This is a genomic window from Paraburkholderia sp. BR10923 (genome assembly GCF_040948765.1).
In the GTDB taxonomy this organism is placed as follows: Bacteria; Pseudomonadota; Gammaproteobacteria; order Burkholderiales; family Burkholderiaceae; genus Paraburkholderia; species Paraburkholderia youngii.
This window is the reverse complement of record NZ_JBFPKO010000002.1, coordinates 483855-509974: the sequence shown is the minus strand read 5'-3', so window position 1 is coordinate 509974 and position 26120 is coordinate 483855. Positions and strand designations below refer to the sequence as shown.

26 protein-coding genes are annotated in these 26120 nt (G+C 64.2%); 14 read left to right on the top strand and 12 right to left on the bottom strand.

The features are described 5' to 3' along the window. Positions 1-83 precede the first annotated feature (83 nt). From dxs to AB3X94_RS05715, 3 genes are all read right to left on the bottom strand, one after another. Positions 84-1991 carry a 1-deoxy-D-xylulose-5-phosphate synthase gene (gene dxs, locus AB3X94_RS05725; RefSeq protein WP_368589523.1) on the bottom strand — a complete coding sequence of 636 codons (1908 nt, stop codon included), beginning with the start codon at positions 1989-1991 and terminating at the stop codon, positions 84-86. An 88-nt stretch (positions 1992-2079) separates the two neighbouring features. Beyond that, on the bottom strand, positions 2080-2961 hold the full coding sequence (locus tag AB3X94_RS05720) for a polyprenyl synthetase family protein (protein ID WP_368610993.1): 882 nt from the start codon (positions 2959-2961) through the stop codon (positions 2080-2082). After that, entirely contained in the window at positions 2958-3266 is a 309-nt protein-coding gene (locus AB3X94_RS05715; RefSeq protein WP_368610992.1) for an exodeoxyribonuclease VII small subunit, read from the bottom strand. The genes AB3X94_RS05720 and AB3X94_RS05715 overlap by 4 nt, the downstream gene beginning before the upstream one ends. Before the next feature lie 320 nt (positions 3267-3586). Here AB3X94_RS05715 and AB3X94_RS05710 point away from each other — a divergent pair, with 320 nt between their 5' ends. After that, positions 3587-4693, top strand: coding sequence for an aromatic ring-hydroxylating dioxygenase subunit alpha (locus AB3X94_RS05710; RefSeq protein ID WP_368610991.1), 1107 nt, complete (start codon positions 3587-3589; stop codon positions 4691-4693). Positions 4694-4843: 150 nt separating this feature from the next. Continuing rightward, complete coding sequence (locus AB3X94_RS05705) at positions 4844-5713, top strand: sulfurtransferase (protein WP_176107225.1); 870 nt, start codon at positions 4844-4846, stop codon at positions 5711-5713. A 108-nt stretch (positions 5714-5821) separates the two neighbouring features. Here the strand turns inward: AB3X94_RS05705 and AB3X94_RS05700 are convergent, their stop codons facing one another. From AB3X94_RS05700 to polA, 3 genes are all read right to left on the bottom strand, one after another. Next, positions 5822-6694, bottom strand: a complete 873-nt coding sequence (locus tag AB3X94_RS05700; protein WP_368610990.1) for a dienelactone hydrolase family protein — start codon at positions 6692-6694, stop codon at positions 5822-5824. Between the two features lie 99 nt (positions 6695-6793). Beyond that, positions 6794-8149, bottom strand: coding sequence for an NAD(P)/FAD-dependent oxidoreductase (locus AB3X94_RS05695; protein ID WP_368610989.1), 1356 nt, complete (start codon positions 8147-8149; stop codon positions 6794-6796). 157 nt (positions 8150-8306) lie between these two features. Beyond that, the gene (polA, locus tag AB3X94_RS05690) at positions 8307-11048 is read right to left on the bottom strand and encodes a DNA polymerase I (RefSeq protein ID WP_368610988.1); all 2742 of its coding nucleotides are present in this window, start codon (positions 11046-11048) and stop codon (positions 8307-8309) included. A gap of 1 nt (position 11049) precedes the next feature. Between polA and AB3X94_RS05685 the strand changes: the two genes are divergently transcribed. After that, on the top strand, positions 11050-11793 hold the full coding sequence (locus AB3X94_RS05685) for a TIGR00730 family Rossman fold protein (RefSeq protein WP_013092994.1): 744 nt from the start codon (positions 11050-11052) through the stop codon (positions 11791-11793). A 183-nt stretch (positions 11794-11976) separates the two neighbouring features. Here AB3X94_RS05685 and AB3X94_RS05680 read toward each other — a convergent pair whose 3' ends face one another. Both AB3X94_RS05680 and AB3X94_RS05675 read right to left on the bottom strand, forming a co-directional pair. After that, positions 11977-13503, bottom strand: a complete 1527-nt coding sequence (locus AB3X94_RS05680; RefSeq protein WP_176110515.1) for an AMP nucleosidase — start codon at positions 13501-13503, stop codon at positions 11977-11979. Continuing rightward, entirely contained in the window at positions 13493-13696 is a 204-nt protein-coding gene (locus tag AB3X94_RS05675) for a hypothetical protein (protein ID WP_176107221.1), read from the bottom strand. Before AB3X94_RS05675 ends, AB3X94_RS05680 begins: the two co-directional genes overlap by 11 nt. 55 nt (positions 13697-13751) lie before the next feature. Between AB3X94_RS05675 and AB3X94_RS05670 the strand changes: the two genes are divergently transcribed. The 7 genes from AB3X94_RS05670 (at position 13752) to AB3X94_RS05640 (ending at position 19505) form a co-directional block, all read left to right on the top strand. Continuing rightward, positions 13752-14093: a hypothetical protein gene (locus AB3X94_RS05670; RefSeq protein ID WP_246392159.1), complete on the top strand. Its 342-nt coding sequence runs from the start codon at positions 13752-13754 to the stop codon at positions 14091-14093. A gap of 214 nt (positions 14094-14307) precedes the next feature. Continuing rightward, positions 14308-15303, top strand: a complete 996-nt coding sequence (locus AB3X94_RS05665; protein WP_176107219.1) for a homoserine kinase — start codon at positions 14308-14310, stop codon at positions 15301-15303. Next, positions 15294-16100, top strand: coding sequence for a BPSS1780 family membrane protein (locus AB3X94_RS05660; RefSeq protein ID WP_176107218.1), 807 nt, complete (start codon positions 15294-15296; stop codon positions 16098-16100). The genes AB3X94_RS05665 and AB3X94_RS05660 overlap by 10 nt, the downstream gene beginning before the upstream one ends. Positions 16101-16273: 173 nt before the next feature. Continuing rightward, positions 16274-16726 carry a MarR family winged helix-turn-helix transcriptional regulator gene (locus AB3X94_RS05655; RefSeq protein ID WP_368610987.1) on the top strand — a complete coding sequence of 151 codons (453 nt, stop codon included), beginning with the start codon at positions 16274-16276 and terminating at the stop codon, positions 16724-16726. A gap of 171 nt (positions 16727-16897) precedes the next feature. After that, complete coding sequence (locus AB3X94_RS05650; RefSeq protein ID WP_176107216.1) at positions 16898-17317, top strand: organic hydroperoxide resistance protein; 420 nt, start codon at positions 16898-16900, stop codon at positions 17315-17317. 185 nt (positions 17318-17502) lie between these two features. Then, complete coding sequence (locus tag AB3X94_RS05645; protein ID WP_176107215.1) at positions 17503-19002, top strand: deoxyribodipyrimidine photo-lyase; 1500 nt, start codon at positions 17503-17505, stop codon at positions 19000-19002. Positions 19003-19046: 44 nt separating this feature from the next. Beyond that, positions 19047-19505 (top strand): TspO/MBR family protein, encoded by a 459-nt coding sequence (locus AB3X94_RS05640; RefSeq protein WP_176107214.1) that lies wholly within the window; start codon positions 19047-19049, stop codon positions 19503-19505. Here AB3X94_RS05640 and AB3X94_RS05635 read toward each other — a convergent pair. Both AB3X94_RS05635 and AB3X94_RS05630 read right to left on the bottom strand, forming a co-directional pair. Then, positions 19502-19684 carry a DUF3563 family protein gene (locus AB3X94_RS05635; protein ID WP_176107213.1) on the bottom strand — a complete coding sequence of 61 codons (183 nt, stop codon included), beginning with the start codon at positions 19682-19684 and terminating at the stop codon, positions 19502-19504. The genes AB3X94_RS05640 and AB3X94_RS05635 overlap by 4 nt on opposite strands. A gap of 109 nt (positions 19685-19793) precedes the next feature. After that, the gene (locus tag AB3X94_RS05630; RefSeq protein WP_368610986.1) at positions 19794-20972 is read right to left on the bottom strand and encodes a PHB depolymerase family esterase; all 1179 of its coding nucleotides are present in this window, start codon (positions 20970-20972) and stop codon (positions 19794-19796) included. A 360-nt stretch (positions 20973-21332) separates the two neighbouring features. On the opposite strand from AB3X94_RS05630, the gene AB3X94_RS05625 reads away from it, so the two are divergent. The 4 genes from AB3X94_RS05625 (at position 21333) to AB3X94_RS05610 (ending at position 24406) form a co-directional block, all read left to right on the top strand. After that, entirely contained in the window at positions 21333-22034 is a 702-nt protein-coding gene (locus AB3X94_RS05625) for a phosphatase PAP2 family protein (protein ID WP_176107211.1), read from the top strand. A gap of 189 nt (positions 22035-22223) precedes the next feature. Next, positions 22224-22997, top strand: coding sequence for a molybdate ABC transporter substrate-binding protein (gene modA / locus AB3X94_RS05620; protein ID WP_368610985.1), 774 nt, complete (start codon positions 22224-22226; stop codon positions 22995-22997). A gap of 22 nt (positions 22998-23019) precedes the next feature. Further along, positions 23020-23694 (top strand): molybdate ABC transporter permease subunit, encoded by a 675-nt coding sequence (gene modB / locus AB3X94_RS05615; protein ID WP_368610984.1) that lies wholly within the window; start codon positions 23020-23022, stop codon positions 23692-23694. Between the two features lies 1 nt (position 23695). After that, a complete protein-coding gene (locus AB3X94_RS05610) occupies positions 23696-24406 on the top strand; it encodes a sulfate/molybdate ABC transporter ATP-binding protein (RefSeq protein WP_176107208.1) in 711 nt (236 codons plus the stop codon). A gap of 59 nt (positions 24407-24465) precedes the next feature. Here AB3X94_RS05610 and AB3X94_RS05605 read toward each other — a convergent pair whose 3' ends face one another. Both AB3X94_RS05605 and AB3X94_RS05600 read right to left on the bottom strand, forming a co-directional pair. Continuing rightward, entirely contained in the window at positions 24466-25311 is an 846-nt protein-coding gene (locus AB3X94_RS05605; RefSeq protein ID WP_368610983.1) for a TOBE domain-containing protein, read from the bottom strand. An 85-nt stretch (positions 25312-25396) separates the two neighbouring features. After that, positions 25397-26101 (bottom strand): SDR family NAD(P)-dependent oxidoreductase, encoded by a 705-nt coding sequence (locus AB3X94_RS05600; protein ID WP_368610982.1) that lies wholly within the window; start codon positions 26099-26101, stop codon positions 25397-25399. Positions 26102-26120: the final 19 nt, after the last annotated feature.

Here is a 26120-nt window from a genome sequence, read left to right as displayed (position 1 = left end):
GTTCAAACTGGAGATTGCCGAAGCCGCCGTCGCATGACGGCGGCATGAGTCGTACCCACGGCGGCACGACAGGCGACAGCGCTTTAAGCGACGCGCTTCACCGACGACTGACCGCCGACCGCGCCGCTTGCGAGGAAGCGTTCGCGGATCGACCGGGCAATACCCGCGGCGTCGAGACCACACGCGGCGAGCAGCTTGGCCGGATCCCCATGATCGATGAACCGATCGGGGAGGCCCAATTGTAGTACGGGGCGCATAACCCCACTTGCGAGCAGGGCTTCGACGCAGGCCGAACCCGCGCCACCCATGATGCAGCCTTCCTCGACGGTGACGATCGCGTCGTGCGTCTCGGCGAGCTTGCGCACGAGTTCGGTGTCGAGCGGCTTCACGAAGCGCATGTTCGCCACGGTGGCGTCGAATTGCTCGGCCGCCGCGAGCGACGGCGCGACCATCGTGCCGAACGCAAGAATTGCGATGCGCTTGCCGGACGGCGCCGACGTCTCGCGACGCACTTCGCCCTTGCCGAGCGGCAACGCGGCCATCTGCTTGACGGTCGCGACACCGGTACCCGCGCCGCGCGGGTAGCGCACAGCGGTGGGATGCGACTGCTGCAACGCGGTGTAGAGCATTTGACGGCACTCGTTTTCGTCCGACGGCGCCATCACGGTCATGTTCGGGATACAACGCATGAACGCGAGGTCGTACGCGCCCGCATGCGTCGCGCCGTCCGCACCGACGAGACCCGCGCGATCGATGGCGAAAACCACCGGCAGGTTTTGCAGCGCGATGTCGTGAATCAATTGGTCATACGCGCGTTGCAGGAAGGTCGAATAGATTGCGACGACCGGCTTCATGCCGTCCGCGGCGAGGCCGCCCGCGAACGTCACCGCGTGCTGCTCGGCGATACCGACGTCGAAGTAACGATCCGGGAAGCGCTTTTCGAACTCGACCATGCCCGAGCCTTCACGCATCGCCGGTGTAATGCCGACCACGCGCGAGTCGAGCTCGGCCGCATCGCACAGCCATTCGCCGAACACCTGCGTGTAGGTCTTCTTCGACGGCGTCGCGGCCGGCTTGATGCCCTCGGCCGGATTGAACTTGCCCGGGCCGTGGTAAAGCACCGGATCGGCCTCGGCCAGCTTGTAGCCCTGGCCTTTCTTCGTGACCACGTGCAGGAATTGCGGCCCGCGCAGTTCCTTGATGTTTTGCAGCGTCGGAATCAGCGAATCGAGATCGTGACCGTCGATCGGCCCGATGTAGTTGAAGCCGAACTCCTCGAACAGCGTGGCCGGCACGATCATGCCCTTCGCGTGCTCCTCGAGCTTGCGCGCGAGATCGAGCACCGGCGGCGCGACGCGCAGCACGCGCTCGACGCCCGCGCGCGCGGCCGCATAGAAGCGCCCCGACATCAGACGCGCAAGATGGCGATTGAGCGCGCCGACCGGCGGCGAGATCGACATGTCGTTGTCGTTGAGGATCACGAGCAGCGGCACGTCGTCTTCGACGCCCGCGTTGTTCATGGCCTCGAAGGCCATGCCGGCCGTCATCGCGCCGTCGCCGATCACGGCGATACCCATGCGGTTGTCGCCCTGCAGCTTGCTCGCGATCGCCATGCCGAGCGCTGCCGAAATCGACGTGCTCGAGTGCGCCGTGCCGAAAGTGTCGTATTCCGATTCGTCGCGTTTCGGGAAGCCCGAGATGCCGCCCAACTGACGCAGCGTGTGCATCTGGTCGCGACGACCGGTCAGGATCTTGTGCGGATAGGTCTGATGGCCTACGTCCCAGACGATCCGGTCGTGCGGCGTATCGAACACGTAATGCAGCGCGATGGTCAACTCGACCGTGCCGAGGTTGGACGAGAGATGGCCGCCCGTCTGCGATACGCTGTCGAGCACAAAGGCGCGCAACTCGTCGGCAAGCGGCTGCAATTGACGGCGATCGAGGCGGCGCAGGGCTGCCGGGTCGTCGATGGTTTTCAGCAAGTCGTACATCGTCGTTCCATTGTAGGAAAACTTACGCGCCCGCACTTCATACATGCACCCCGGGGGATGGAGGGTGCGCGGCGGCGGGCTTTCGCGTTCAGCTGACCCGGTTCACCACCAGGTCGGCCAGTTCGGCAAGACGCTGTGCGCGAGCGCCGAACGGTGCAAGCGCGGCGTGAGCGTCGCTGCGCAGTTGCGCCGCGAGCGCGCGCGACGCGTCGAGCCCGATAATCGACACGTAGGTCGGCTTGCCGTCCTTCGCGTCCTTGCCGGCGGTCTTGCCGAGCGTTGCGGAGTCGGTCGTGACGTCGAGAATGTCGTCGACGACCTGAAACGCGAGACCGACCGCGGCGGCGTAGGCGTCGAGCGAAGCCAGAGCCTGCGCGTCCGGCGTCTCGCCGGCCAGTGCGCCCATGCGCACGGCCGCGCGCAGCAGCGCGCCGGTCTTCATGCGATGCATGGTCTCGAGCTGCAGGCGGGTCAGCATGTGACCGACGCTCGCCAGATCGATGGCCTGACCGCCGCACATGCCGATCGAGCCGCTGGCGAGCGCGAGTTCGCGCACCAGCGAGGCCTGCTGCGGCTGGCCCAATACGTCGGACGTGAGCACGACGAATGCCTGCGATTGCAAAGCGTCGCCGACCAAAAGCGCGGTCGCTTCGTCATACTTGACGTGGACCGTCGGCTTGCCGCGGCGCAGTTCGTCGTCGTCCATGCAGGGCATGTCGTCGTGCACGAGCGAGTAGACGTGGATCATTTCCAGCGCCGCCGCCGCCGCATCGAGGCATTCGGCGCGCGCGCCGGTCAGCTCGCCGGCCGCGTGGCACAGGAGCGGCCGCACCCGCTTGCCGCCACCGAGCACCGCATAGCGCATCGCCTCGTGCAGCTTGGCGGGTTCGGTCGTCTCGGCCGGCAGATAGTTTTCCAGAGCCGTTTCGACGCGTTCGAGCACCGAGCGCGTCCATTGTTCGAATGTCATAGGTCGTCCCCGCTCTCAGTCGCGGCTGTGCCTGCGGTATTCATGGGCAGAGGCTTGAGGGTCTCGCCATCGAGGACTCGCACCTGCTGCTCGACCTTTTCGAGCTGCTGTTGACAGAATGCGACAAGTGCCGCCCCGCGACGGTACGCGGCCAGCGATTCCTCGAGGCTCAGGCTGCCGCCTTCCATGCGCGCGACGAGCTCTTCCAGCTCCGTCTGCGCTGCCTCGTAATTCTCCGGCAGCGTCGCGCTATCGCCGCTTTCGGCTGACGCGGCGGCGGAATCGTTCGATGCGGTCTTCGCCATGAATAGTCGCAAAATTAAAACAAGTCGGACATTCTACGGCAAAAGCGACATTTTCGATCCGCTCGAAGGCCTGCGCCCCGCCTTGCCACGTTGCTTCGAGCCTGTCCGATGCTCACCTTTGCCCCGCTTCGACCCTGAAGTCTCGCAGAAAAAAAGCTCGAGGTCTGCGGCGAAAATGCCGAACTTTCTTGACATTTTTAACCCAAATCAGGGACTTAAGTGTCCCTGTCACAGGGAAACGGGTATAATCGCGGGCTCCCTAAATCGAATCTTCGATGGTTGGGTTGTTCACTGCTTTCACGTCTTCATCGGGAGTGGGAATGTCCAATCTGAGCAATGCATTGCAGTTGCGGTCTGTTCACAGCCAGCTGCCAGTCACGGCTTACTTTGACGAAGCGCTTCTTACGCGCGAAATCGACACCCTTTTCAAGAAAGGTCCTCGCTACATCGGCCACGATCTCATGGTGCCCGAAGCGGGGGATTATTTTGCCTTGCCCAGCGAACGCGAGGGGCGGGTACTCGTCCGGAACCAGCAGTCGCAAGTCCAGTTGCTGTCGAACGTGTGCCGCCACCGGCAAGCCATCATGCTCAACGGCCGCGGGCAGACGCAGAACATCGTCTGTCCGCTGCATCGCTGGACGTACGACCTGAAGGGCGAGCTGCTCGGCGCGCCCCATTTCGCCGACAACCCGTGCCTGAATCTCGGCGCCACGCCGCTGCAGAACTGGCAGGGTCTGTTGTTCGAGGCACAAGGTCGCAACGTCGCGAAAGATCTCGCACGCCTCGGCACCAAGCGCCACTTCGACTTCTCGGGCTTCATGTTCGATCACGTGGAAGTCCACGAGTGCAACTACAACTGGAAGACCTTCATCGAGGTCTATCTGGAGGACTATCACGTCGCGCCGTTCCATCCGGGCCTCGGCAGCTTCGTCAATTGCGATGATCTGACGTGGGAGTTCGGCGACTGGTACAGCGTGCAGACGGTCGGCGTGCACAAGGCGCTTGAGCAACCGGGAAGCCCGACGTATCGCAAGTGGCACGATGAAGTGCTGCGCTTTCGCGACGGCAATCCGCCCGAGTTCGGCGCGATCTGGATGGTGTACTACCCGGGCATCATGATCGAGTGGTATCCGCACGTGCTGGTGGTGTCATGGCTGATTCCGCGCGGTCCGCAGAAGACCACCAACGTGGTGGAGTTCTATTACCCCGAGGAAATCGCGCTGTTCGAGCGCGATTTCGTCGAAGCCGAGCGCGCCGCCTATATGGAGACGGCCCGTGAAGACGACGAGATCGCCGAGCGCATGGACGCTGGCCGTCTCGCGCTGATGGAGCGAGGCGAATCGCAGGTCGGTCCGTATCAGAGCCCGATGGAAGACGGCATGCAGCACTTCCACGAGTTTCTGCGGCGCGAACTCGGCACGATCTGATCCGCGCCGCGTGGCGCATTCATCGACTCAAGGAAAGACGGGCTTCGACCCGTCTTTTTTTGTTTAGACTAACAACATAGACCGGCGATTGCGCCAGCCGCGTGAACGACGCGGCCCGCAGCCGCCATCGCCCGTATCGAGGAGACGCTCATGCCCCACACTCATTACACCACCCTGATCTCCGCGACCAATCTTGCCGAGCTGCTCACGGCCGCGCCGGGCAGCGTGTTCGTGATCGACTGCCGGTTCGACCTCGCCGATACCGACGCCGGGGAGAAAGCCTGGCTGGCCGGCCATCTGCCGGGCGCGCACTATCTGCATCTCGATCGCGATCTATCCGGGCCGAAGAACGGCTCGAACGGCCGGCATCCGCTGCCCGATCGCGCGCGGCTCGTCGAAACGCTCGAGTCGCGAGGGCTGAAGCAAGGTCAACAGGTCGTCGCATACGACGCGCAAGGCGGCATGTACGCGGCGCGCGTCTGGTGGCTGTTGCGCTGGCTCGGCCACGACGCGGTCGCGCTGCTCGACGGCGGCCTGCAGGCATGGGAAGCGGCCGGCCAGCCGCTGACGCAGGCCGTGCCCCCCCAGAACACCGGCGACTTCAAGGCGGCCGCGCCGCTCGCGGTGACCATCGATAGCCAGGCGGTCGAGCGCAACCTCGTCTCGAAGGAGCGGGTCGTCGTCGATGCGCGCGCGCCCGATCGCTATCGCGGCGAAAACGAGACGCTCGACCGCGTCGGCGGCCATATCCCGGGCGCGCTGAACCGCTTCTTCAAGGACAACCTGACCGCCGACGGCCGCTTCAAGCCGGCACACACTCTGCGCGAGGAATTCCATGCGCTGCTCGGCGACACGTCGCCGGAGCACGTGGTGCTGCAATGCGGCTCGGGCGTAACCGCCTGCGTGAATTCGCTCGCGATGGAGGTTGCCGGCCTGCATGGCTCGGCGTTGTACCCGGGCTCATGGAGCGAGTGGAGTTCCGATCCGAAACGGCCGGTGGCGACCGGGGCGAACCCCTGAGCACTTGCCGCGGCGAGTCGTAATCCGACAAAAAGGCCGTTGCCGCTTCAAGGCGGCAACGGCCATTTTCATCGGATTTATCGCTAGCCAAACAGACACATGAGGATTTCAAGCAACCCCATGTTGCTTGAACCACACGAGCGTGCGACGCCAGCCATCCTCGGCATCGGCCTTCTTGTAGCTTGGACGGTAATCTGCGAAAAACGCGTGACCCGCGTCGTCATAAACGACGAACTGCGAGCCACGTCCCGCCTGCGGCCCTTGCGCGATCGCCTGCTTCATCTGTTCGAGCGTGTCCTGCGGAATGCTTTGATCCTGGCGCCCATACAAGCCGAGTACGGGCGCATGCAGGTCGGCGACGAGATCGAGCGGATTGGCAGGCGTCATCGCATTCTTCGCGCCGGTCACGCGACCATACCAGGCAACGCCCGCCTTCACGCGCGGATTGTGCTCGGCATACAGCCACGAGATGCGCCCGCCCCAGCAAAAGCCGTTGACGCCGAGCCGGTTCAGGTCGCCGCCGTTCTCGCCGGCCCACGCGGCGGCCGCGTCGAGGTCGGCCAGCACCTGCTCGTCGGGCACTTTGCTGACCAACTGCTCGTTGAGTTGCTGCATGCTCGGGTAAGCGGTCGGGTCGCCCTCGCGCTCGTACAGGTTCGGCGCGATCGCCAGATAGCCCTGCTTCGCGAAGCGCCGGCACACGTCGGCGATATGCTCGTGGACGCCGAAGATTTCATGCACGACGAGGATCACCGGCAGATGCGTCTTGCCCTTCGGCTGCGCGCGATAGGCCGGTATCAGCGTACTGCCCGAATGGAACGCCACTTCCCCTGCTTCGAGGCCGTCGCTGTCGGTATGGATGGTCTGCGCCGAGACGGGCAGCACCGCTGCCGCGAAACCAGTGCCGAGCGCCGCCTTCATGAAGGTGCGCCGATCGAAGGGAACGTGCGGAATCAGACAATCAACTTCAGGCTTCAGCATGGGGCGCTCCTCGAAGAATTGTTAGAGGCAACAGGATACGCCTTGCGCGCATCCCGTTGCAGATTCAACTGAGGAGATTGTCCGCATGCGCCGATGCAGTCAGTGCAGCTTGACGCGCGGCAGCGTGGTACGGCGCAACCAATGCGCAAAGGTGTCCAGTACCATGCGCGGATAGCCGTGCAGCGCCGCGATATGCAGCCGGTACAGCGACATGTACATGAAGCGCGCGAACAGCCCTTCGATCAGCATATTGCCGCCGATCACCCCGCCCATCAGATTGCCGACCGCGCTGAAGTGTCCGAGCGAGACCAGCGAGCCGAAGTCGCGATAAGTGAACTCCGGTAGCGGCCTGTTCTCGAGGCGCGCCGCCAGTCCCTTCATCAGAAAGCTCGCCTGCTGATGCGCGGCCTGCGCGCGCGGGGGCACGTTGCGCTCGTTGCCCGGCCACTCGCAGGCCGCGCAGTCGCCGAGCGCGAAGATGTTGTCGTCGATCTCGGTTTGCAGCGTACGGCGCACGATCAGCTGACCGAGCCGGTTGACCGGCAAGCCGTCGAGTTGAGTGAGCACCGCCGGCGCCTTGATGCCCGCCGCCCACACGGTCAGATCGGCTCGCACCGTGTGACCGCTGGCGGTGCGGATGTAGCCCGGCGCAACCTCGGCCACGGTCTCGCCGATCATCAGCTTCACGCCGAGCTTGGTCAGCAATTCGGCGGTGGCCGTGGAAACGCGTTCCTGCAACGCGGGCAGGATGCGTGGGCCCGCCTCGATCAGCACGATGCCGACGTCATGCCGCGGATCGAGCTTGTGCAAGCCGTACGCGGACAACACCTGGGCGGTATTGCGCAATTCCGCCGATAACTCGACCCCCGTCGCGCCGCCGCCGACGATCGCCACCTGAATGCGCGGCTCGCTGGACGTCCAAGTGCCGGGTCCCGGTCGCGACTCGACGGGCTCGTGCGCCTGATGTTCGGCGCGCATGCACGCCGCGATCAGGCGCTTGCGGAAACGCTCCGCCTCGCTAACCGTATCCAGTGCAATCGAGAATTCGGCCGCTCCCTTGACGCCGAAGAAGGCCGTGGTACTGCCGATCGCGATGACCAGCGTGTCGTACTCGAGCACGCGTGCGGGCAGCAGTTCAGCGCCGTCGTCGTCGAGCACGATGCCGAGCGTAATGCGCCGGTTCGCGCGGTCGAGTGCGGTCAGATCGCCTTGCTGGAACTCGAAGCCATGCCAGCGCGCCTGCGCCGCGTAAGGGAGCTCCTGTGTGAACGGGTCCATGCTGCCCGCCGCCACCTCGTGCAGCAGCGGCTTCCAGATATGCGTCGGAAAGCGATCGACCAGCGTGACCTGGGCCTGCGCGCTGCGCCCTTTCTTGCCGGCCCCATAGCGATCGCCAAGACGCGTCGCCAGTTCCAGCCCTCCCGCACCTCCGCCAACGACGATAAATCGATGCATTGCACTTCTCCGTGTTGCCGATGAATTATCTGTCGCGACGCGGCGCATGAATGCGCCGTCCTGAATCGATTGTCCTCGACCCGGCTGGGAAGTCACAAGTGGCCAATACTCATGTGTGACATGCGCACGACGTTATCGTGCGGGTGTCACGGACATGTCAATGCGCCTCCTCCCAGTTCAGCCCCGCGCCGACTTCGGCGACCAGCGGCACCTTCAGCGCGGCGACGCCGCACATCAGTTCTGGCAGACGCTTGCGGACGTCGGACAACTCGGCGTCGGGCACTTCGAGAATCAGTTCGTCGTGCACCTGCATGATCATGCGCGTGCCGATCTTCGAGTCTTCGATCCAGTTCTGCACGGCGATCATCGACATCTTGATCAGGTCGGCAGCGGTGCCCTGCATCGGCGCGTTGATCGCGGCCCGCTCCGCGGCCTGGCGGCGCGGACCGTTGCCGCCGTTGATCTCGGGCAGCCACAGACGGCGGCCGAACACCGTTTCGACGTAGCCCTTCGCCTTCGCGCTCAAGCGCGTCTCGTCCATATAGCGAGCGACACCGGGATAGCGCGCGAAATAGCGGTCGATATACATCTTCGCCGCATCGCGCGTGATGCCGAGATTCGACGCGAGGCCGAACGCGCTCATGCCGTAGATGAGACCAAAATTGATGACCTTCGCGACGCGCCGCTGATCGCTCGACACTTCGAGCGGCGTCACGTTGAAGATTTCCGATGCCGTGGCGCGGTGAATGTCTTCGCCCTGCGAGAAAGCGCGCATCAGCGATTCGTCGCCGGAGATGTGCGCCATGATGCGCAATTCGATCTGCGAGTAATCGGCGGATACGAGCTTGTGACCCGGCGGCGCGATGAACGCCTCGCGGATGCGCCGGCCTTCGCCGGTACGCACCGGAATGTTCTGGAGGTTCGGATCGTTCGACGCGAGCCGCCCCGTCACCGCGACGGCCTGCGCGTAGTTCGTATGCACACGGCCGGTTTGCGGATTGACCATGCGCGGCAGCTTGTCGGTATAGGTCGACTTCAGCTTCGACAAGCCGCGATGTTCGAGCAGGATCTTCGGCAGCGGGTAGTCTTCGGCGAGCTTCTGGAGCACTTCTTCGTCGGTGGACGGCGCGCCGCTCGGCGTCTTCTTGATGACCGGCAGTTCGAGCTTCTCGAAGAAAATCTGCCCGATCTGCTTCGGCGAGCCGAGGTTGAATTCACCGCCGGCCAGTTCGTATGCCTTGCCTTCGAGCTCGATCAGACGCGTGGCGATCTCGCTGCTCTGCTGACGCAGCTTCTCCGCGTCGATCAGCACGCCGGTGCGCTCCATCTTGCGCAGCACGCGCGAAGTCGGTACTTCGATCTCGCGATACACGTGGTCGAGCGACTTCTCCGCGGCGATTTGCGGATACAAGGCCTGATGCAAACGCAGCGTGATGTCTGCGTCTTCGGCCGCATATTCGGCGGCTTTGTCGAGCGCGACTTCGTCGAAGCCGATCTGCTGCGCGCCCTTGCCCGCGACATCTTCATACTTGATCGTCTTCACGCCGAGATGACGCAGCGCGAGGCTGTCCATGTCGTGCGTGCGATGCGATTCGAGCACGTACGATTCGAGCAGCGTGTCATGCTCGACGCCGCGCATTTCGATGCCGTAATTCGCGAGCACCTGTTCGTCGTACTTCAGATGCTGGCCGACCTTCTTGTGGTCCGCGCTTTCGAGCCACGGCTTGAGCTTCGCGAGCACTTCGTCGAGCGGCAGCTGCACCGGCGCGTCGGGGCCGCGATGCGCGAGCGGCACATACGCCGCGCGGCCTGCTTCCACCGACAGCGACAAGCCGACGATCCGCGCGATCATCGGGTCGAGCGACGTGGTTTCGGAATCGAACGAAGTCATTTCGGCCGCATTGATCTTGTCCAGCCACGCGTCGAGCTGCTCCCATGTTTGCACGGTCTCGTAGTGGCGCTCGTGATCGACGGACAACGCGGGCGGCACGTCGGTTTCCGGACCTTCGACCGCGTCGGCAATCTCGACTTCGCGCAGCCACGTCTTGAAGCCGTGGCGCGTGAACAAATCTCGCAACTCTTCGCGCGACTCGGGTAGGCTCGGCAAGCTTTCTTCGATCGACACGATGTGCCCGGTCAGATCGCAATGACGCTCGACTGTGACGAGCTTGCGCGCCATCGGCAAGAAGTCCAACGCGCGGCGCAGATTATCGCCGACCGCGCCCTTGATCTCGCTCGCATGCTCGACGATGCCATCCAGCGACTCATACTGCGTCAGCCATTTGACCGCGGTTTTCGGACCGCATTTCTCGACGCCCGGCACGTTGTCGACGGTATCGCCGATCAGCGACAGATAGTCGATGATGCGCTCCGGCGGCACACCGAACTTCGCGACCACGCCGTCGCGGTCGAGCGTTTCGTTGGTCATCGTATTGACAAGCGTAACGCGGTTCGACACGAGCTGCGCGAGGTCTTTATCACCGGTCGACACGACCACGTTCATGCCGAGCTTTTCCGCCTCGGTGCACAGCGTGCCGATCACGTCGTCCGCTTCGACACGATCGATCATCAGCAGCGGCCAGCCGAGCGCACGCACCGCGACGTGAATCGGCTCGATCTGACGGGCAAGATCTTCCGGCATCGATGGACGGTTCGCCTTGTACTCCGGATACCAGTCGTCGCGAAACGTTTTGCCCTTGGCGTCGAACACGCACGCGCTATACTCTGCTGTGACTTCCTTGCGCATGCGCCGCAGCATGTTGATCATCCCGTAGAGCGCACCCGTCGGGCCACCCTCGGGGCCGCGCAGATCAGGCATCGCATGGTAGGCCCGGTACAGATAACTCGAACCGTCGACCAACAGCAGGGTCTTACCTTCAAGGCTTCGTTCTTCAGGCATTATGACTAAGAGAAAAGTGATTCCGAGTCTGCGATCGCTCGCAGATCAAGAGCGCGCAACGGCCAAAAAAGCCCGCGCATCGTGGCAAATGTTCACGATTATGGCAGAGTTTATCGAGGCGACCGAGTACCTGTCGGAGATTCGCCCGGCGGTCAGCATCTACGGTTCGGCGCGCCTGAAACCGAACTCGCCGTACTACAAACTCGCCACGCAGATCGCACGCAAATTGTCGGATGCCGGCTTCGCGGTGATCTCCGGCGGCGGCCCCGGCATTATGGAAGCGGCCAACAAGGGCGCGCATGCGGGCAAGGCTCCCTCGGTCGGTCTGAACATCGAGTTGCCGCATGAGCAGTCGGGCAACCAGTGGCAGGACATCTCTTTGCGCTTCCGCCATTTCTTCACGCGCAAGGTCACGTTCGTGAAGAATTCGGATGCGGTGATCGTGATGCCCGGCGGCTTCGGCACGCTCGACGAACTCGCCGAAGTGCTCACGCTGATCCAGACCAAGAAGTCGCGCCACGTGCCGATCATTCTGGTAGGCGCCGAGTTCTGGGAGGGTCTGCTCGCGTGGTTCAAGAGCTCGCTGATCCCGATGGGTTTGATCAATCCGACCGATATCGATCTGATGCAGGTGATCGACAATCCGGACCAGGTGCTCGAAGCGGTGCTCAAGTTCTACGAAGACCGCGAGGAAGGCGAAGCGCATCCAGTCAAGTCGGACGAAGACCGGATGTTCTACCTGTGATCGCATGACGCTGCGCGCCTCGCATTACGCGTAGCACGATGCACTGCGCACACATCAGGGCGCGCACATGGCGGGCGCGTTGCCGCCGGGCCTTCGGTGGTGGTGAGCACCTCGACACCTAACGAAACCGATTGATAAGGAAGACTACCCTCCTCTCGGCTGTTATCAGCACCTCGGCCCGAGTCACTGAAACGCGACTTCCGCGAAACTCCGCAGCTTGCGGCTATGCAACCGATGCAGCCCGTTCATGCGCAGCAGTTCCATCGCCTTCACGCCGATCTGCAGATGCTGATCGACCTGCGCGCGATAGAACTGATCGGCCATGCCCGGTAACTTCAACTCGCCGTGCAGCGGCTTGTCCGACACGCACAGCAGCGTGCCGTAAGGCACGCGGAAGCGAAAGCCGTTCGCCGCGATCGTCGCGCTTTCCATATCGAGCGCGATCGCGCGGCTCTGCGACAGCCGCTGGACCGGCTCGCGATGATCGCGCAGCTCCCAGTTGCGATTGTCGACGCTCGCCACGGTGCCCGTGCGCATCACGCGCTTCAGTTCGACGCCATCGAGCTGCGTGACCTGCGCGACCGCGCGCTCGAGCGCGACCTGCACTTCGGCGAGCGCCGGGATCGGCACCCACAGCGGCAGATCGGCATCGAGCACATGATCTTCGCGCACATAGCCGTGCGCGAGCACGTAGTCGCCGAGACGCTGGGTGTTGCGCAGCCCCGCGCAGTGGCCGAGCATGATCCACGCATGCGGGCGCAGCACCGCGATGTGATCGGTGATGGTCTTCGCATTCGACGGCCCGACCCCGATGTTGACCATCGTGATGCCACTGCCGTCCGCGCGTTTCAGGTGATACGCGGGCATCTGCGGCAAACGCGGCGGCGGCGTGCCCTCCTGCGCCTGCTCGCCGAGATTCTCGTTGTAGGTGACGACGTCGCCGGGCTCGACGAACGACGTGTATTCGCTGCGATAGGCGCGCAACTCCGCGTCGTCGGTACGGGCCATCATGGCGCGGCCGAGCTTTACGAATTCGTCGATATAGAACTGATAGTTCGTGTACAGCACGTAGTTCTGCACATGCGTCGGCGAGGTCGCCGTGTAGTGCTTCAGCCGATGCAGCGAAAAATCGACGCGCGCCGCCGTGAACAATGCGAGCGGATGCGGCTCGCCCGGCAGCGGCTCGTACGTGCCGTTGACGATGCGGTCGTCGAGCAGCGCGAGGTCCGGCGTATCGAAGATGTCGCGCATCAGGAACAGGCGCTCGCGGTCCAGATCGCCTTCGAGGTGGATGCCCTCCGCGAATGCGAAATGAATCGGAATCGGCTGGTCCGACACGCCGACCTCGATCTGCACGTGATGGTTCTTCGCCAGCAGCCGCAGCTGCTCGCGATAGTAGTTGCCGAACAGGTCGGGCCGCGTGACGGTCGTCTCGAACACGCCCGGCCCCGCGACGAACCCGTACGAGCGGCGCGAATCGATGTGCGTGTTGACCTCGGTACGCACGCGCACGAACGGATAGCAGGCGCGCACGCGATGGTCGAACTGCTCGTTGCGGCGATAGCGAGCGAACGCATCGCGCAGGAATGACGTGTTCGCCTCGTAGATCGCGGCGAGGCGGGTGACGGCTTCGGCCGCGTCGTCGAAGCCCTCGGTCGGGAAGCTGCTGGCGGGAGTCTGCACCGTGCGCTGATTGATATCATTGTTCATCATCATCGTTCACCCTTTTTGATGAGACGACATTACCACGGAACCCGCTGTTGCCAAATGTCGGCGGCGACGCTTGCGACAGCGCTGGCGAGAACGCGCGCGTGTTGTGCGAAAGCGGCGCAAAATAAGGCTTAGCGCCCGTACGCCAGGCCGGATTTGCTAGAATCCGGGCACCCAATTGGAGAATCACCATGAAGCCGCTCCTTCCCATCGCTGTTGCGCTGGCTCTCGCCTTCGGCAACGCCGCGATGGCTGCCCAGCCCGTCGACGAACCGCCGCCCGCCGGCGTGCCCCAGTCCGCCAACGAACGGGCCGGTCTGCCGGATCTCGCCAAGATCAATCGTCCAGCCGCAGAGGTCAGCTCGAAGGTCGACATCAACAACGTTCCGCGCACGCCGAGTTTTCACGAAGTCAGCCCGAACGGCACCGAAATCACTGAATTCCGCGACAAGGGCAAGCCGGTCGAAATCAACGTGCAATCGAATTTCGGTACCCGCTACCAGATGAGCGCGTCGCCCGACACGTCGCCCACCGTCCACGACAGCGGCAAGCCCAGCACGCGCCTGCCGTCGGTGAATCTCCACTATTGATCGTTATGAAAGCGGCACGCCGGCAACGGCGGCCGCGGCGCGGTCGTGCCCCGGTTCCACCCGATCGCGGCCGCTGCGCGATGAACTTGCGCTGAATGCGGCGACGCGTACACTTCGCCGGTCCGCACTCGTCGCCCGCTGCACCCCATTCGCTTGTCTCACCTCGCACTGGCCGCACCGCGCCAGCCCCAACAACCTGATCCGACGTTTCCGCATGGCCGTCTTCACCGCTGTCAACGAATCCCAACTCGCAGAATGGATGAGTCACTACGATCTCGGCGATGTCGTCGAGTTTCGCGGCATTTCGTCCGGCATTGAAAACAGCAACTTCTTTCTGACGACGACGCGCGGCGAATACGTGCTGACCATTTTCGAGAAGCTGACAGCTGAACAACTGCCGTTCTATCTGGACCTGATGCGTCATCTTGCCGCGCATCGCGTGCCGGTACCGGATCCGATGCCGCGCCTCGACGGCGCGCTGTTCGGTATGCTGCTCGGCAAACCCGCGACCATCGTGACGAAGCTCGAAGGCGCGCCCGAACTCGCGCCCGGCGTCGAGCACTGCGCCGAGGTTGGCCACATGCTCGCGCGCATGCACCTGGCGGGCCGCGACTATCCGCGTTATCAGCCGAACCTGCGCAGCCTCCCGTGGTGGCGGGAAACCGTGCCGACGATCCTGCCGTATCTGGAAGGCGAGCAGCGCGATCTGCTGGCGTCCGAGCTTGCGCATCAGGAGGCGTTCTTCGCCTCCGCCGATTATGCGGCAATGCCCTCGGGTCCGTGCCACGCCGACCTGTTCCGCGACAACGCGATGTTCGCGCACGCGGCGCCCGAGACCGGCCACGAAGTGCGTCTCGGCGGTTTCTTCGATTTCTATTTCGCCGGCTGCGACAAGTGGCTATTCGACGTCGCGGTCACGGTCAACGACTGGTGCGTCGACCTCGCGACCGGCAAGCTCGACTCCGAACGCACCGAGGCGCTATTGCGCGCGTATCAGACGGTGCGGCCGTTCACCGTCGAGGAAAACCATCACTGGGGCGACATGCTGCGTGCGGGTGCATACCGTTTCTGGGTCTCGCGCCTGTATGATTTTCATTTGCCGCGCGCGGCGGAATTGCTGAAGCCGCACGACCCCGGTCATTTCGAACGCATTCTGCGCGAGCGCCTGCTGGGCGTCGCGAATCCAGGCATCCATACCCCATGCAACTGATCGAAGTCCCCGCGAAAACCGGCTACGTGTGGTTCCGCCAGGGCATCTGGCTGTTCCGCAAGAATCCGCTCGCCTTCCTGACGCTGTTCTTCACCTATTTGCTGGTGATGACGCTCGTGTCGCAGATTCCGTTGGTCGGCGGCGTGTTGCCGCTGTTGTTCATTCCGGGTGTCGCGGTCGGCTTCATGGCCGCTTGCCGCAACACGATCGCGGGCAAACCGGTGTTTCCGACCATTCTCGTCGACGGCTTTCATTCGTATGGCTCGGTGGTTGCGCGGCGGCTGCTCGTGCTCGGCGCGCTGTATGTGATCGCGATGGCGCTCGTGCTGGCCGGCTCGGCGCTCGCCGACGGCGGCATGCTGCTGAAGGTGATGCTCGGCAACGCGTCGATGGATGAAAACGCAATCGCCAACAGCAATATCCCGCTCGCGGTGGTCACCGCGCTCGCGTTCTATGTGCCGGTCGCGATGCTGTTCTGGTTCTCGCCGATCCTCGCCGCCTGGCACGACGTGCCGCCCGTCAAGGCGATGTTCTTCAGCGTCGTCAGTTGCTGGCGCAATCGCGGCGCTTTCATCGTGTTCGCGGCGCTGTGGTTCGCAGTCGCAACGGTCGTGTCGATCGGGCTGTCCGCGCTGATGCAGGCGCTCGGCGCGGCGGACTTCGCGTTCGCGATCCTGATGCCCGCGACGATGATCGTCACGACCATGCTGTACTGCTCGTTCTACGCGACCTATCGCGGCTGCTTCGGCGTGCAGACGCCGCAAACGCCGGATCTGCCGACCACGCCGGCGGCCTGATCCTTCGCTCCCGCGCGGATGCCGTTCTGGCGCCCGCGCGTTGCGTGTTCCGCACGCATCTTCCCGACCTCTCTGTCGAAACACCGGCTCGACGCCCGGCATCCCGAATCGATTTGCGGCACAATAATTTGCGTGCAATCGATTTGCACGCTCCTTTTTTGCCGAGGTGGACCATGAACCAGCGCCCCGCGCTCCCCTTCACGCTCGACGAGCAACTGTGCTTCGCGCTCTACTCGACCTCGCTCGCGATGACGAAAGCGTACAAGCCGCTGCTCGAAAGGCTCGGACTCACGTATCCACAGTATCTGGCAATGCTCGTGCTGTGGGAAACCGACGACGTCACCGTCAAGGACATGGCCACGCGTCTGAATCTCGATCCGGCGACGGTCACGCCGCTGCTCAAGCGCCTCGAAGTGCAGGGACTCGTCGAGCGCGCGCGCGGCACTGACGATGAGCGCCTCGTCTACATTCGCTTGACGGGCGCGGGCAAGGCGCTCAAGCGTCAGGCGCGCGACGTGCCCGGCGAGATCCTCTGCGCGACGCAGCAGTCGCCGGACTTCCTGCTGCGTCTGCGCGACGACCTCACACGCCTGCGCACGACGCTCAACGACTTCATGGACCAGTAGGGCGATAACTGAAACGGACTAGTTCCGGCTTCGCCGCAAAATTCATTTGTACACAAATGATTTGTGTACTATCTTACTCACATGCCGCTTCGCTAGCACTTCGCCAGACCGGCGAACCGGCAGCCAGCGGCAAACATGCCAACCCCGACACCCAAGACCAGGAGCTGCACCATGAACATCCTCTACAAGGCAAGCGCAACGAGCACCGGTGGCCGCGACGGCCGCGCCATATCGTCGGACAATGCATTGGACGTGAAGCTGGCCGCGCCGCGTGAGCTCGGTGGCAATGGCGCGGTGGGCACGAATCCCGAACAGCTGTTTGCGGCCGGCTACTCGGCCTGTTTCCTGAGCGCCATGAAGTTCGTCGCCGGCCAGCGCAAGCAGGCCCTGCCGGCCGACACACAGGTTTCCGCCGACGTCGGCATCGGCCCGAACGACAAGGGCGGCTTCGCGCTCGACATCGATCTGCGTATCTCGCTGCCGGGGCTCGCTGCGCAAGCAGCGAAGGAACTGGTGGACGCAGCACACCAGGTCTGCCCGTACTCGAACGCCACGCGTAACAACGTCGCGGTTCGTCTGCATGTCGCTTGAGGTCAGGTCGGCCGTCGCGCCGATCAGCAATGCCCAGGCAGAACCGCTGACGGCGCATTACCCGGCGCCGTCGCGACCAGCGCCCGCACTCTGGACAATAGGGTCGGGCGCTGATCATTTTGGCGCGTGCGGCACGCTATGTGCGATGCCGGTCGTCAACTACCTTCATCCCGACTGCCCCTCCGATGACACGCGCCCGCCGCCTGCACGACAGTTTCGACGCCGGCCTCGTCTGGTTCCGCCGCGATCTGCGCAGCACCGATCATGCCGCGCTGTACTACGCGCTCAAGCATTGCGAGCGCGTCTGGTGCGTGTTCGTGTTCGACACTACGATCCTGCAGCCGATCGTCGATGCCTGGCAGACGCGCCACCCAGGCGAGCCGGTGCCGGATCGCCGCATCGACTTCATTCTCGCGTCACTGGCTGAACTCGACGGCGCGTTGCGCGCGCTCGGCGGCGGCCTCGTCGTGCTATACGGCGATGCGGCCGGGCTGGTGCCGAAACTCGCGGCGGAGTTGCGCGTCGATGCGGTGTTCGCGAATCACGACTATGAGCCGGTTGCGATCGAACGCGACGCGACAGTCGGCGAGCGTCTTAAGGATGCGGGCCGGCAGTGGCTAACGTTCAAGGACCAGACGATTTTCGAGCGCGACGAACTGCTGAACGGCCAGGGCAAGCCGTTCATGGTCTTCACGCCGTACAGGAACGCGTGGCTCAAGCAATTGAGCGCGTTCGACGTGAAGCCCTACCCGGTGGAGACCTACGCGAAGCATCTGGCGGCGCTGCCGCGCAAGCTCGACCGACGGTTGCCCACACTCGATCAGCTAGGCTTCGCGCCGAGCAACCTGACGGACTTGCAGTTGCCCGCCGGAATGAACGGCGCGCAACAGTTGCTCGATGATTTCCTGACGCGCATCGATAGCTACGCGGAGCGGCGCGATTTCCCCGCCACGAAGGCGCCGAGCTATCTGTCGGTGCATTTGCGCTTCGGCACGGTATCGATCCGCACGCTCGCACGGCTCGCGTACGAGATGTCGCTGCAACCCGACGGCAAAGGCGCGGCAACGTGGTTGTCGGAACTGATCTGGCGGGACTTCTACTTCATGGTCCTCGCGCACCATCCGCGCATCGCGAAAGGCGCGCCGTTCAAACCGGAATACGAGCATTTGCGCTGGGAAAAAGGCCCCTCGGCCGACGCAGCGTTCGCCGCCTGGTGCGACGGCCGCACCGGCTATCCGCTCGTCGATGCCGCGATGCTGCAGTTGAACCGGACCGGCTATATGCACAACCGCCTGCGCATGGTCACGGCGAGCTTCCTCGCGAAGGATCTCGGCATTGACTGGCGGCTCGGTGAACGCTACTTCGCCGATCTGCTGAACGACTTCGATTTCTCGGCCAACAACGGCGGCTGGCAGTGGGCCGCCTCGACCGGCTGCGACGCGCAGCCTTACTTCCGCATTTTCAATCCAGTCACGCAATCCGAAAAATTCGACCCCGACGGACGCTTTATCAAACGATATCTACCCCAGCTCGCCAGGTTGCCGGCAAAATGGATTCACGCGCCGTGGCTGGCGGGCGCGGAGCGGCTCGCGGAGTTCGGCGTGGTGCTAGGCGGGAATTATCCGGAGCCGATCGTCGATCACGCACAGGCCCGCGAGCGCACACTGGCCAGATACGGAAAGTGAGTGCCCGCTAACATCATTGAATAAAAAGGTCTGGAGGGATGGAGATGCGCCGTCTGCCGTCGCTGCTCGTGTTTCTGATTCTGACGCTGGCCGCCGGCTGGGCCGCGAGTCTGTCGCTGCCGGACGCGTGGTACACGAGCCTGCAAAAGCCCGCGTTCAATCTGCCGAACTGGGTTTTCCCGCCGGTGTGGATCGTGCTCTACGTGCTGATGGCGTTTTCCGCGTGGCGCGTGTGGAAGCGCGACGGCCCTAGTGCGGCGATCGTACTGTGGGTTGTGCAGCTTCTATTCAACGCTGCGTGGATGTGGCTGTTTTTCGGCCTGCATCGGCCGGAAATGGCGCTGATCGACATCTTGATCTTGCTGCTGCTGATCGTGATGCTGACGTATGTGTTCTGGCGGCGCGATCGCCTCGCGGGCGTTCTGCTCGCGCCGTACGTCGTGTGGGTCGCGTATGCAGCGCTATTGAACTACGCGTTGTGGCAGCTGAATCCGACTGCTTAGCCGTAGTGCTGGCTCATCCACGACGGCGCGCGCACGTTCGATTCCTGATCGAGCTTGCGCATGCGGAATTCGAGGTCGTAGAGATCGGTCGCTTCAGCCAGATAAGCGTCAGCGCGCTCTTTTGCGAGCTGGTCAGGCGACTTGGTCAAAAACAGGAACAGGCGGCTGAGCAGATACATGGTTCACCTCGGCAATGATAGCTAGGCGTTTAAGCCTAAGGGATTACCCGTATTATAGGGAAAACCCTGAGTTCATGCCACTATTCATTTTCGAGGTGTTGCTCGGGCGTCACCGGCCGGCCGACGATGCCGCCAATCCTTCCGCGATGCGGCCCGCGTCCGGGCGACGCTGATGCCGGAAAAACTCCCACAGCATGGCGCTCGCGTCCGGACCCTTGGACGAGTGAAACGGCAGCGCATCGTCGCCGCCGGCCCATGCGTGGCCGAGCCCCTGCACGCGACATACCCGCACCACACGCCGGCCGCCGCGCAGATAATCGCGCACCACGACGCCATTTTTGCGATCTTCGCGCGTCTCGCCGGCTTTGCGCGCGCCGTTTACGTCGATGAGCCGGTTCAGGCGCACGAACTGTGCCGCCAACTGGTCCGCGTTGACCGGCGCGACCACATGGTCGGCATCGCCGTGGATGATCAATGCCGGCATGCCCGGGTACTGCGCGACGTTCGTCGTTTCATCGACGAGTTCGACCGGCTCGCGACGCGCGCCACGCCGCATCACGTCCATCGCGGTAACGCCGGAGCGGGCCTCGCCGAAAGCGGGGCCGGAGTGCAGCGCGACAGCGGCGAAATGCTGCGGATACTTGACGGCCAACAGCGCCGTCAGCCCCGCGCCTGCCGAAATTCCCGCCACGTACACACGCTCGCGGTCAAAGCCGTGCTGCTCGACCAGCGCATCCACTAGCGATACGACCGCACGCGCTTCCGCGCCACCCGCGTTGTCGCCGGCGTCGTACCAATGCCAGCAGCGGTGCGAGTGCGCGTGCTTAGATTGCTCGGGGTAGACGACCGCGAAGCCGTAGCGGTCGGCGAGCAGGTTCATGCGCGTGCCTTCGGCGAACTCGTCGATCGACTGCGTGCAGCCGTGCAGCATCACGACGAGCGGCATCGCCTCGTGCGCGTGCCCGGACGGTATATAGAGCCCGTACTGCAGATGATTGACCAGCCGGCCCGGTGCGGCCGGCGCGGAATGGAACGAGCGCGTCCACGCCCCGCTCGCCCATGCGGCCGCGCGTGGACGCACGCGCGACTCGCGCGGCGCTTCGCGTTTCGCGGGCGCGCGCAGCGCGGCAGTCGGCTTTAGTGGATGAGCCTTGCTCGACGGTTTGGCGGTAGCGGCGCGAGCCGGTCGCGCCTGTGCTCGCTTGGCGGTTTTTTGCGCGTGTTCGGTTTGGATCGCGAGCAGGCGCTTGAAACCTCGCAGCCAGATTTTCGACAGGCTTTTTGCCATCGGCGATAACCTCGCAAAAGAGACAAATGCGGACCGCAGATACTGCGGAAAGAATGGAGTTGTGCAATGCACAATAACATCATTCCTCCTGCGTTGCTGAACACCGGGGCCGCTCTTCGCGCCGATTTCAGCCACCGCGAACCCTGCCGGCGGCCCGTCGTCAAACTACGTCGTTAGCTGTTCGGCAGCCCACACTTCGGCGTGCAAAAGCGCTCCGCGCCGCGAGACCGTTCACGCGACACCCGACTATACTGGCGGTTGATCTCCCGACGTGTCGATCCGGGCCGCATCGGCGTTTCATGCCGGCTGCGCGCCGATTTCCACCAACCCGATTTCACGCGACCCGGTCGCGCTTCGCCCATGCCCGATTTACCGATCCACCTGTGGTATTCGATCACCAGCCTCGGCGGCGCCGGCTTGACGCTGCCGCTCGCGTTCGCCATAGCGCTGTGGTTGGCAGTCGGCTACTCGTGGCGGCTCGCGGCCTGCTGGCTCGCGCTGCTGGGTACGGCGATCGGCGTCGTGACCGTGACCAAGCTCGCCTTCCTCGGCTGGGGCGTCGGCGTGCGCGAGTTCGATTTCACCGGCGTCAGCGGTCACTCCATGCTGTCCACGGCCGTCTATCCGGTCGCGCTATTTTTGATGCTATTGCCCGCGCGCCGCGCCATCCGGCTGCTCGGCGTGCTTGCGGGGCTTGCCGCTGGGCTGGCGGTGGGTTTGTCGCGCGTCGTGCTGAGCGCGCATTCGCCGTCCGAAGCGGTGACTGGCTGCCTCGTCGGCGCGGTTGCCGCGCTCGTGTTCGTGCGGATCGCGTGGAATGCGGAAGCGGACCGGCTATCGGCGCTGCCGGTCGCCGTCAGCATGATGGTGCTCGCATTCTTGATGCACGGCGTGCACGTGCCCACGCAGCGCTGGGTCACGCATATTGCGTTGAAGGTGTCCGGCCACGACCGGCCGTTCATCCGCGCAACATGGCGGTCCACCCGCATCATTCGACCGTCGGCCGCGCCGCTGTCGCAAACGCGCAATACGCTCGAGCCCATGCGCAGGTCGGACATCTGAACGCTGCGCCGGCCCTTCCGGCGCGTTTTCGAGCTTCCTTTTACAGTTTCGCAACACTTCGCTTGCGCTCGCGCCATGCGTGAAGCGCAACGCCGAATCGGGCGTTTCGCCCACCGCTATAACCGCGCATATATTACGATAGAGTTTTTAGGCCACTGCTTCCCGTTCTAGTCCGACTTCAGGTCCTCCATGACCCTCTCTCGCCATCTGAAGCAATACGCGCTGTGCGTCGCAGCCGCCGCCTCCGTCGTGGTCAGCGTGAATGCGCACGCCGATGAACTGGTGGTTTCGGCCGCCGCCAGCCTGACCAATGCGTTCAAGGCGGTCGGCGACGCGTTCGAGCAGCAGCATCCAGGCACCAAGGTTCTCCTGAACTTCGGCGCGTCCGACGTGCTGATGCAACAGATCGTCAAAGGCGCGCCCGTCGACGTTTTCGCGTCCGCCGATCAGAAGGCAATGGACAAGGCCGCCGCCGAAAAGGTGATCGTGCCGGCGACGCGGCGCGACTTCGCCGCCAACTCGCTGGTGCTGATCGTACCGGCCGACAGTCATCTCGCGCCCGCCAACCTCAACGCGCTGACGACCGCGAACGTCAAGCGCGTCGCATTCGGCGATCCGGCCTCGGTGCCGGTCGGCCGCTACACGCAGGGCGCGCTGCAGGCCGCGGGCGTGTGGGACGCGGTCAACGCGAAGGCGGTGCTTGCTTCGAACGTGCGTCAGAGCCTCGATTACGTCGCGCGCGGCGAAGTCGACGCCGGTTTCGTGTTCGGCACCGACGCCGCGATCATGCCCGACAAGGTCAAAGTCGCGATGAGCCTGCCGACGCAAACGCCGATCACCTATCCGATTGCGCAGGTCGAAGGCAGCCATCACGCGGCCGATGCTCAGGCATTTATCGACTTCGTGCTGTCGCCCGCCGGCCAGGCGGTGCTCGCGAAGTACGGCTTCAAGCCGGTGCATTGAGTCACGCGGAGAGCACGCGCTCATGGAAAAGGCTTGGGTTCCGCTGCTGCTGTCGCTGAAGGTTGCGGGCTGGGCCACCGCGCTCAATCTCGTGCTCGGCGTCGCGGTGGCGCTCGGTCTGTCGCGCTGGCGCTCCGGCGCGCGCGACGTGATCGATTCGCTGCTGATGCTGCCGCTGGTGCTGCCGCCCACCGTGCTCGGCTACTACCTGCTCGTGCTGCTCGGCCGACGTGGCGTGATCGGCGCGTGGCTCGACCGCTTAGACATCCAGCTCGTCTTCACGTGGCAGGGCGCGGTGATCGCGTCGACGGTGGTCGCGTTTCCGCTCGTGCTGAAGTCGGCGCGCGCCGCCTTTGAAGGCGTTGATCCGCAGTTGGAGCACGCGGCGCGCACGCTCGGGATCAGCGAGGGCGCGGTGTTTTTCCGCGTGACGCTGCCGCTCGCGGCGCGCGGCATCCTCGCCGGCGGCCTGCTCGCGTTCGCGCGCGCGCTCGGCGAATTCGGCGCGACGCTGATGGTCGCGGGCAATCTGCCGGGCCGCACGCAGACACTGTCGGTCGCGGTCTATTCGGCGGTGCAGGCCGGCGACGACAGCACCGCCAACTTCCTCGTGCTCGTGACCTCGGTCGCGTGCGTGACGATCCTGCTGCTCGCGGGACGCCTCGTGCCGCAGCACACGCTTCTGAGAGCCCGCTGACATGCCGCTCAACGTCGCCATCCGCAAGACTTTCGAGACCGCCGAACGGCGCTTCACGCTCGACATCGCGTTCAGCGCGAACACCCAGCGGCTCGTGCTGTTCGGACCTTCGGGAGCGGGTAAGAGCCTGACCTTGCAGGCGATCGCCGGCTTGCTGCGTCCCGATGAAGGGACCATCACACTGCACGGCACCACCTTGTTCGATAGCGCGGTCGGCATCGATCAGAAGCCGCAGGCGCGCAAGATCGCGTATCTGTTTCAGGACTACGCGCTGTTTCCGCATCTGAACGTGCGGCAGAACATCGGCTTCGGGCTGCAGCGGGGCTGGCTCAATCCGCGTGCGCGCGGCGCGCACACGGAGGTCGATTACTGGCTCGACGCGCTCGAATTGAGGGGCGTGGCGGGCAATCATCCGGCGCAACTGTCGGGCGGTCAGAAGCAGCGGGTCGCGCTCGCGCGCGCGCTGGTTTCGCAGCCGCGCCTGCTGCTGCTCGACGAGCCGTTTTCCGCGCTGGATAGCCAGTTGCGCCAGCGCATGCGGCGCGAGCTATCGGACTTGCAAACGCGGCTCGATATTCCGATGGTGCTGATCACGCACGATCCCGACGACGTTGCCGCATTCGGCGATCAGGTCGTGCAGATCAGCGACGGCCGGGGCCGCGAAGATCATCCTTTTACCGGGTATGCGCGCAGCGAGGCGTCACCTCGTTGAGCGGGTGGCTTGGCGTCCTTTGCAGCTTGGCTTGCGCCTCCACTACGCTCCGGCAACCCTCAATCCTTCACGCCGAGTATCACGCTCGACGCCTTGAACACCGCGACCGCGCTCGCGCCTTCCTGCAAACCGAGCGTGTCGACGCTGCCATTGGTGACGATCGCGGTGATCACCGCGCCGCCTTCGAGCCCGAGCGACACTTCCGCGTTGACCGCACCGCGCTTCACGCTCTGCACGGTGCCGCGCAACTGATTGCGCGCCGATAACTTCAACGGCGCATCGCCATCGCCGTCACCCGCTACGAGCAGCACGACCCACGACGCCTTGATCAGCGCAAACGCCGCCACGCCGAGCGCGAGCCCGAGCGCTTCGGTGCTCTCGTGCGTGAGCACGGCGACGATCGTGTGGCCGCCGGGCAGCGCGAGCGACACTTCGTCGTTGACGGTGCCGCGCTCGATTGCCGACACCGTGCCGTAGAACTGATTGCGCGCGCTCGTCTTCACGCCGATGCGGCCGATCAGGTCCCAGTCCGTCGCGAAGCCCTCGCCGATCGCCGCGCCGGCGCGTTCGAGAAAGCGTCGATGCTCGCGCTCGACCGCGCGAAACGTGTCGATCAGTTTCACCGCGCGCGGCGTCAGCGTCGTGCCGCCGCCGCCCTTACCGCCGGTCAGACGCACGACGAGCGGCTCGCCGGCGAGGTTGTTCATCGTATCGACGGCATCCCACGCACCTTTGTAGCTGATGCCGACCGCCTTCGCCGCGCTCGTGATCGAGCCGGTCTCGCCGATCGCCGCCAGCAGCGCGATCCGGGCCGCGCCGCCGAGCGTCTGGGTGCCGGCTTGAAACCAGACGGAGCCGCCGAGTTCGAGGGCGTCGCGCGGAGGATCGGGGCGGTCGGTGGTCATGGCGGACAGCGGTCGAAAGTTCGTGGTAGGGCGGAAAATCATTATAGCGACGCGCTCTTGCGCCGCTGGGCGCTGCGCTTGCCGATCACCACGGCACGACTCTGCCGAGGTAGTCGAGGTAATGTAAACCGGCGCGGCCTTGGTAAGCGTCGATCGTGCCGACCAGGTTCGGGATGCTTTCGTCGATGCTCAGACGCGCGTCCGGCCCGCCCAGATCGGTTCGCACCCAGCCGGGCGCCATCAGCAGCAAGGTTTTGGTGTCGCTTCGATGACGCGCGGCAAAACTGCGCATGAACATATTCAGCGCGGCCTTGCTGCCGCGATAGACCTCGTAGTTGCCGTTCTCGTTGTTGGCGACGCTGCCCTGCCCCGACGACATCACGCCGATCGTGCCGCTCGGCCGGACGAGATCCTGCAGCCCCTCGACGACCCGCATCGGACTCAACGCATTGGTCACCATCACGCGCACGAATTCGTCGGTCGATACATCCGCGATCGTTTCGCTATCGTCGTTCTTGACGCCGGCATTGACGAACAGGATGTCGATCGGGCGACCTTCGAGGCGGCCGCGCAGCGCGGCGACTTGTTCGGGAATCGTGATGTCGACCGTCTCGACTTCGAGTGCTGCATGTGACGCCTTCGCAAGCTGAAGGAGCCTGGTCGTAGAGTTTTGCCTGCCCGTGGCGATGACTCGCCAGCCGCGCTTCAGATACTCCTCGACCATTGCGAAGCCGAGGCCGCGCGAGGCGCCGATCAGAAGCACGGTTTTTTGTTCGGTTGCGGGTTGCATGGAGCGTTTCCTGTCGATG

What these genes read in the sequence shown, in the direction of transcription:
- AB3X94_RS05605 (WP_368610983.1), bottom strand. Translation starts at nt 25,311, where the DNA reads ATGACCACCGACCGCCCCGATCCTCCGCGCGACGCCCTCGAACTCGGC.
- polA (WP_368610988.1), bottom strand. Translation starts at nt 11,048, where the DNA reads ATGCCTGAAGAACGAAGCCTTGAAGGTAAGACCCTGCTGTTGGTCGAC.
- AB3X94_RS05685 (WP_013092994.1), top strand. Translation starts at nt 11,050, where the DNA reads ATGACTAAGAGAAAAGTGATTCCGAGTCTGCGATCGCTCGCAGATCAA.
- AB3X94_RS05665 (WP_176107219.1), top strand. Translation starts at nt 14,308, where the DNA reads ATGGCCGTCTTCACCGCTGTCAACGAATCCCAACTCGCAGAATGGATG.
- modB (WP_368610984.1), top strand. Translation starts at nt 23,020, where the DNA reads ATGGAAAAGGCTTGGGTTCCGCTGCTGCTGTCGCTGAAGGTTGCGGGC.
- AB3X94_RS05715 (WP_368610992.1), bottom strand. Translation starts at nt 3,266, where the DNA reads ATGGCGAAGACCGCATCGAACGATTCCGCCGCCGCGTCAGCCGAAAGC.
- AB3X94_RS05720 (WP_368610993.1), bottom strand. Translation starts at nt 2,961, where the DNA reads ATGACATTCGAACAATGGACGCGCTCGGTGCTCGAACGCGTCGAAACG.
- AB3X94_RS05680 (WP_176110515.1), bottom strand. Translation starts at nt 13,503, where the DNA reads ATGAACAATGATATCAATCAGCGCACGGTGCAGACTCCCGCCAGCAGC.
- AB3X94_RS05700 (WP_368610990.1), bottom strand. Translation starts at nt 6,694, where the DNA reads ATGCTGAAGCCTGAAGTTGATTGTCTGATTCCGCACGTTCCCTTCGAT.
- AB3X94_RS05610 (WP_176107208.1), top strand. Translation starts at nt 23,696, where the DNA reads ATGCCGCTCAACGTCGCCATCCGCAAGACTTTCGAGACCGCCGAACGG.
- AB3X94_RS05705 (WP_176107225.1), top strand. Translation starts at nt 4,844, where the DNA reads ATGCCCCACACTCATTACACCACCCTGATCTCCGCGACCAATCTTGCC.
- AB3X94_RS05710 (WP_368610991.1), top strand. Translation starts at nt 3,587, where the DNA reads ATGTCCAATCTGAGCAATGCATTGCAGTTGCGGTCTGTTCACAGCCAG.
- AB3X94_RS05645 (WP_176107215.1), top strand. Translation starts at nt 17,503, where the DNA reads ATGACACGCGCCCGCCGCCTGCACGACAGTTTCGACGCCGGCCTCGTC.
- AB3X94_RS05670 (WP_246392159.1), top strand. Translation starts at nt 13,752, where the DNA reads ATGGCTGCCCAGCCCGTCGACGAACCGCCGCCCGCCGGCGTGCCCCAG.
- AB3X94_RS05625 (WP_176107211.1), top strand. Translation starts at nt 21,333, where the DNA reads ATGCCCGATTTACCGATCCACCTGTGGTATTCGATCACCAGCCTCGGC.
- AB3X94_RS05640 (WP_176107214.1), top strand. Translation starts at nt 19,047, where the DNA reads ATGCGCCGTCTGCCGTCGCTGCTCGTGTTTCTGATTCTGACGCTGGCC.
- AB3X94_RS05660 (WP_176107218.1), top strand. Translation starts at nt 15,294, where the DNA reads ATGCAACTGATCGAAGTCCCCGCGAAAACCGGCTACGTGTGGTTCCGC.
- AB3X94_RS05600 (WP_368610982.1), bottom strand. Translation starts at nt 26,101, where the DNA reads ATGCAACCCGCAACCGAACAAAAAACCGTGCTTCTGATCGGCGCCTCG.
- AB3X94_RS05650 (WP_176107216.1), top strand. Translation starts at nt 16,898, where the DNA reads ATGAACATCCTCTACAAGGCAAGCGCAACGAGCACCGGTGGCCGCGAC.
- AB3X94_RS05695 (WP_368610989.1), bottom strand. Translation starts at nt 8,149, where the DNA reads ATGCATCGATTTATCGTCGTTGGCGGAGGTGCGGGAGGGCTGGAACTG.
- dxs (WP_368589523.1), bottom strand. Translation starts at nt 1,991, where the DNA reads ATGTACGACTTGCTGAAAACCATCGACGACCCGGCAGCCCTGCGCCGC.
- AB3X94_RS05655 (WP_368610987.1), top strand. Translation starts at nt 16,274, where the DNA reads ATGAACCAGCGCCCCGCGCTCCCCTTCACGCTCGACGAGCAACTGTGC.
- modA (WP_368610985.1), top strand. Translation starts at nt 22,224, where the DNA reads ATGACCCTCTCTCGCCATCTGAAGCAATACGCGCTGTGCGTCGCAGCC.
- AB3X94_RS05635 (WP_176107213.1), bottom strand. Translation starts at nt 19,684, where the DNA reads ATGTATCTGCTCAGCCGCCTGTTCCTGTTTTTGACCAAGTCGCCTGAC.
- AB3X94_RS05630 (WP_368610986.1), bottom strand. Translation starts at nt 20,972, where the DNA reads ATGGCAAAAAGCCTGTCGAAAATCTGGCTGCGAGGTTTCAAGCGCCTG.
- AB3X94_RS05675 (WP_176107221.1), bottom strand. Translation starts at nt 13,696, where the DNA reads ATGGTGATTCTCCAATTGGGTGCCCGGATTCTAGCAAATCCGGCCTGG.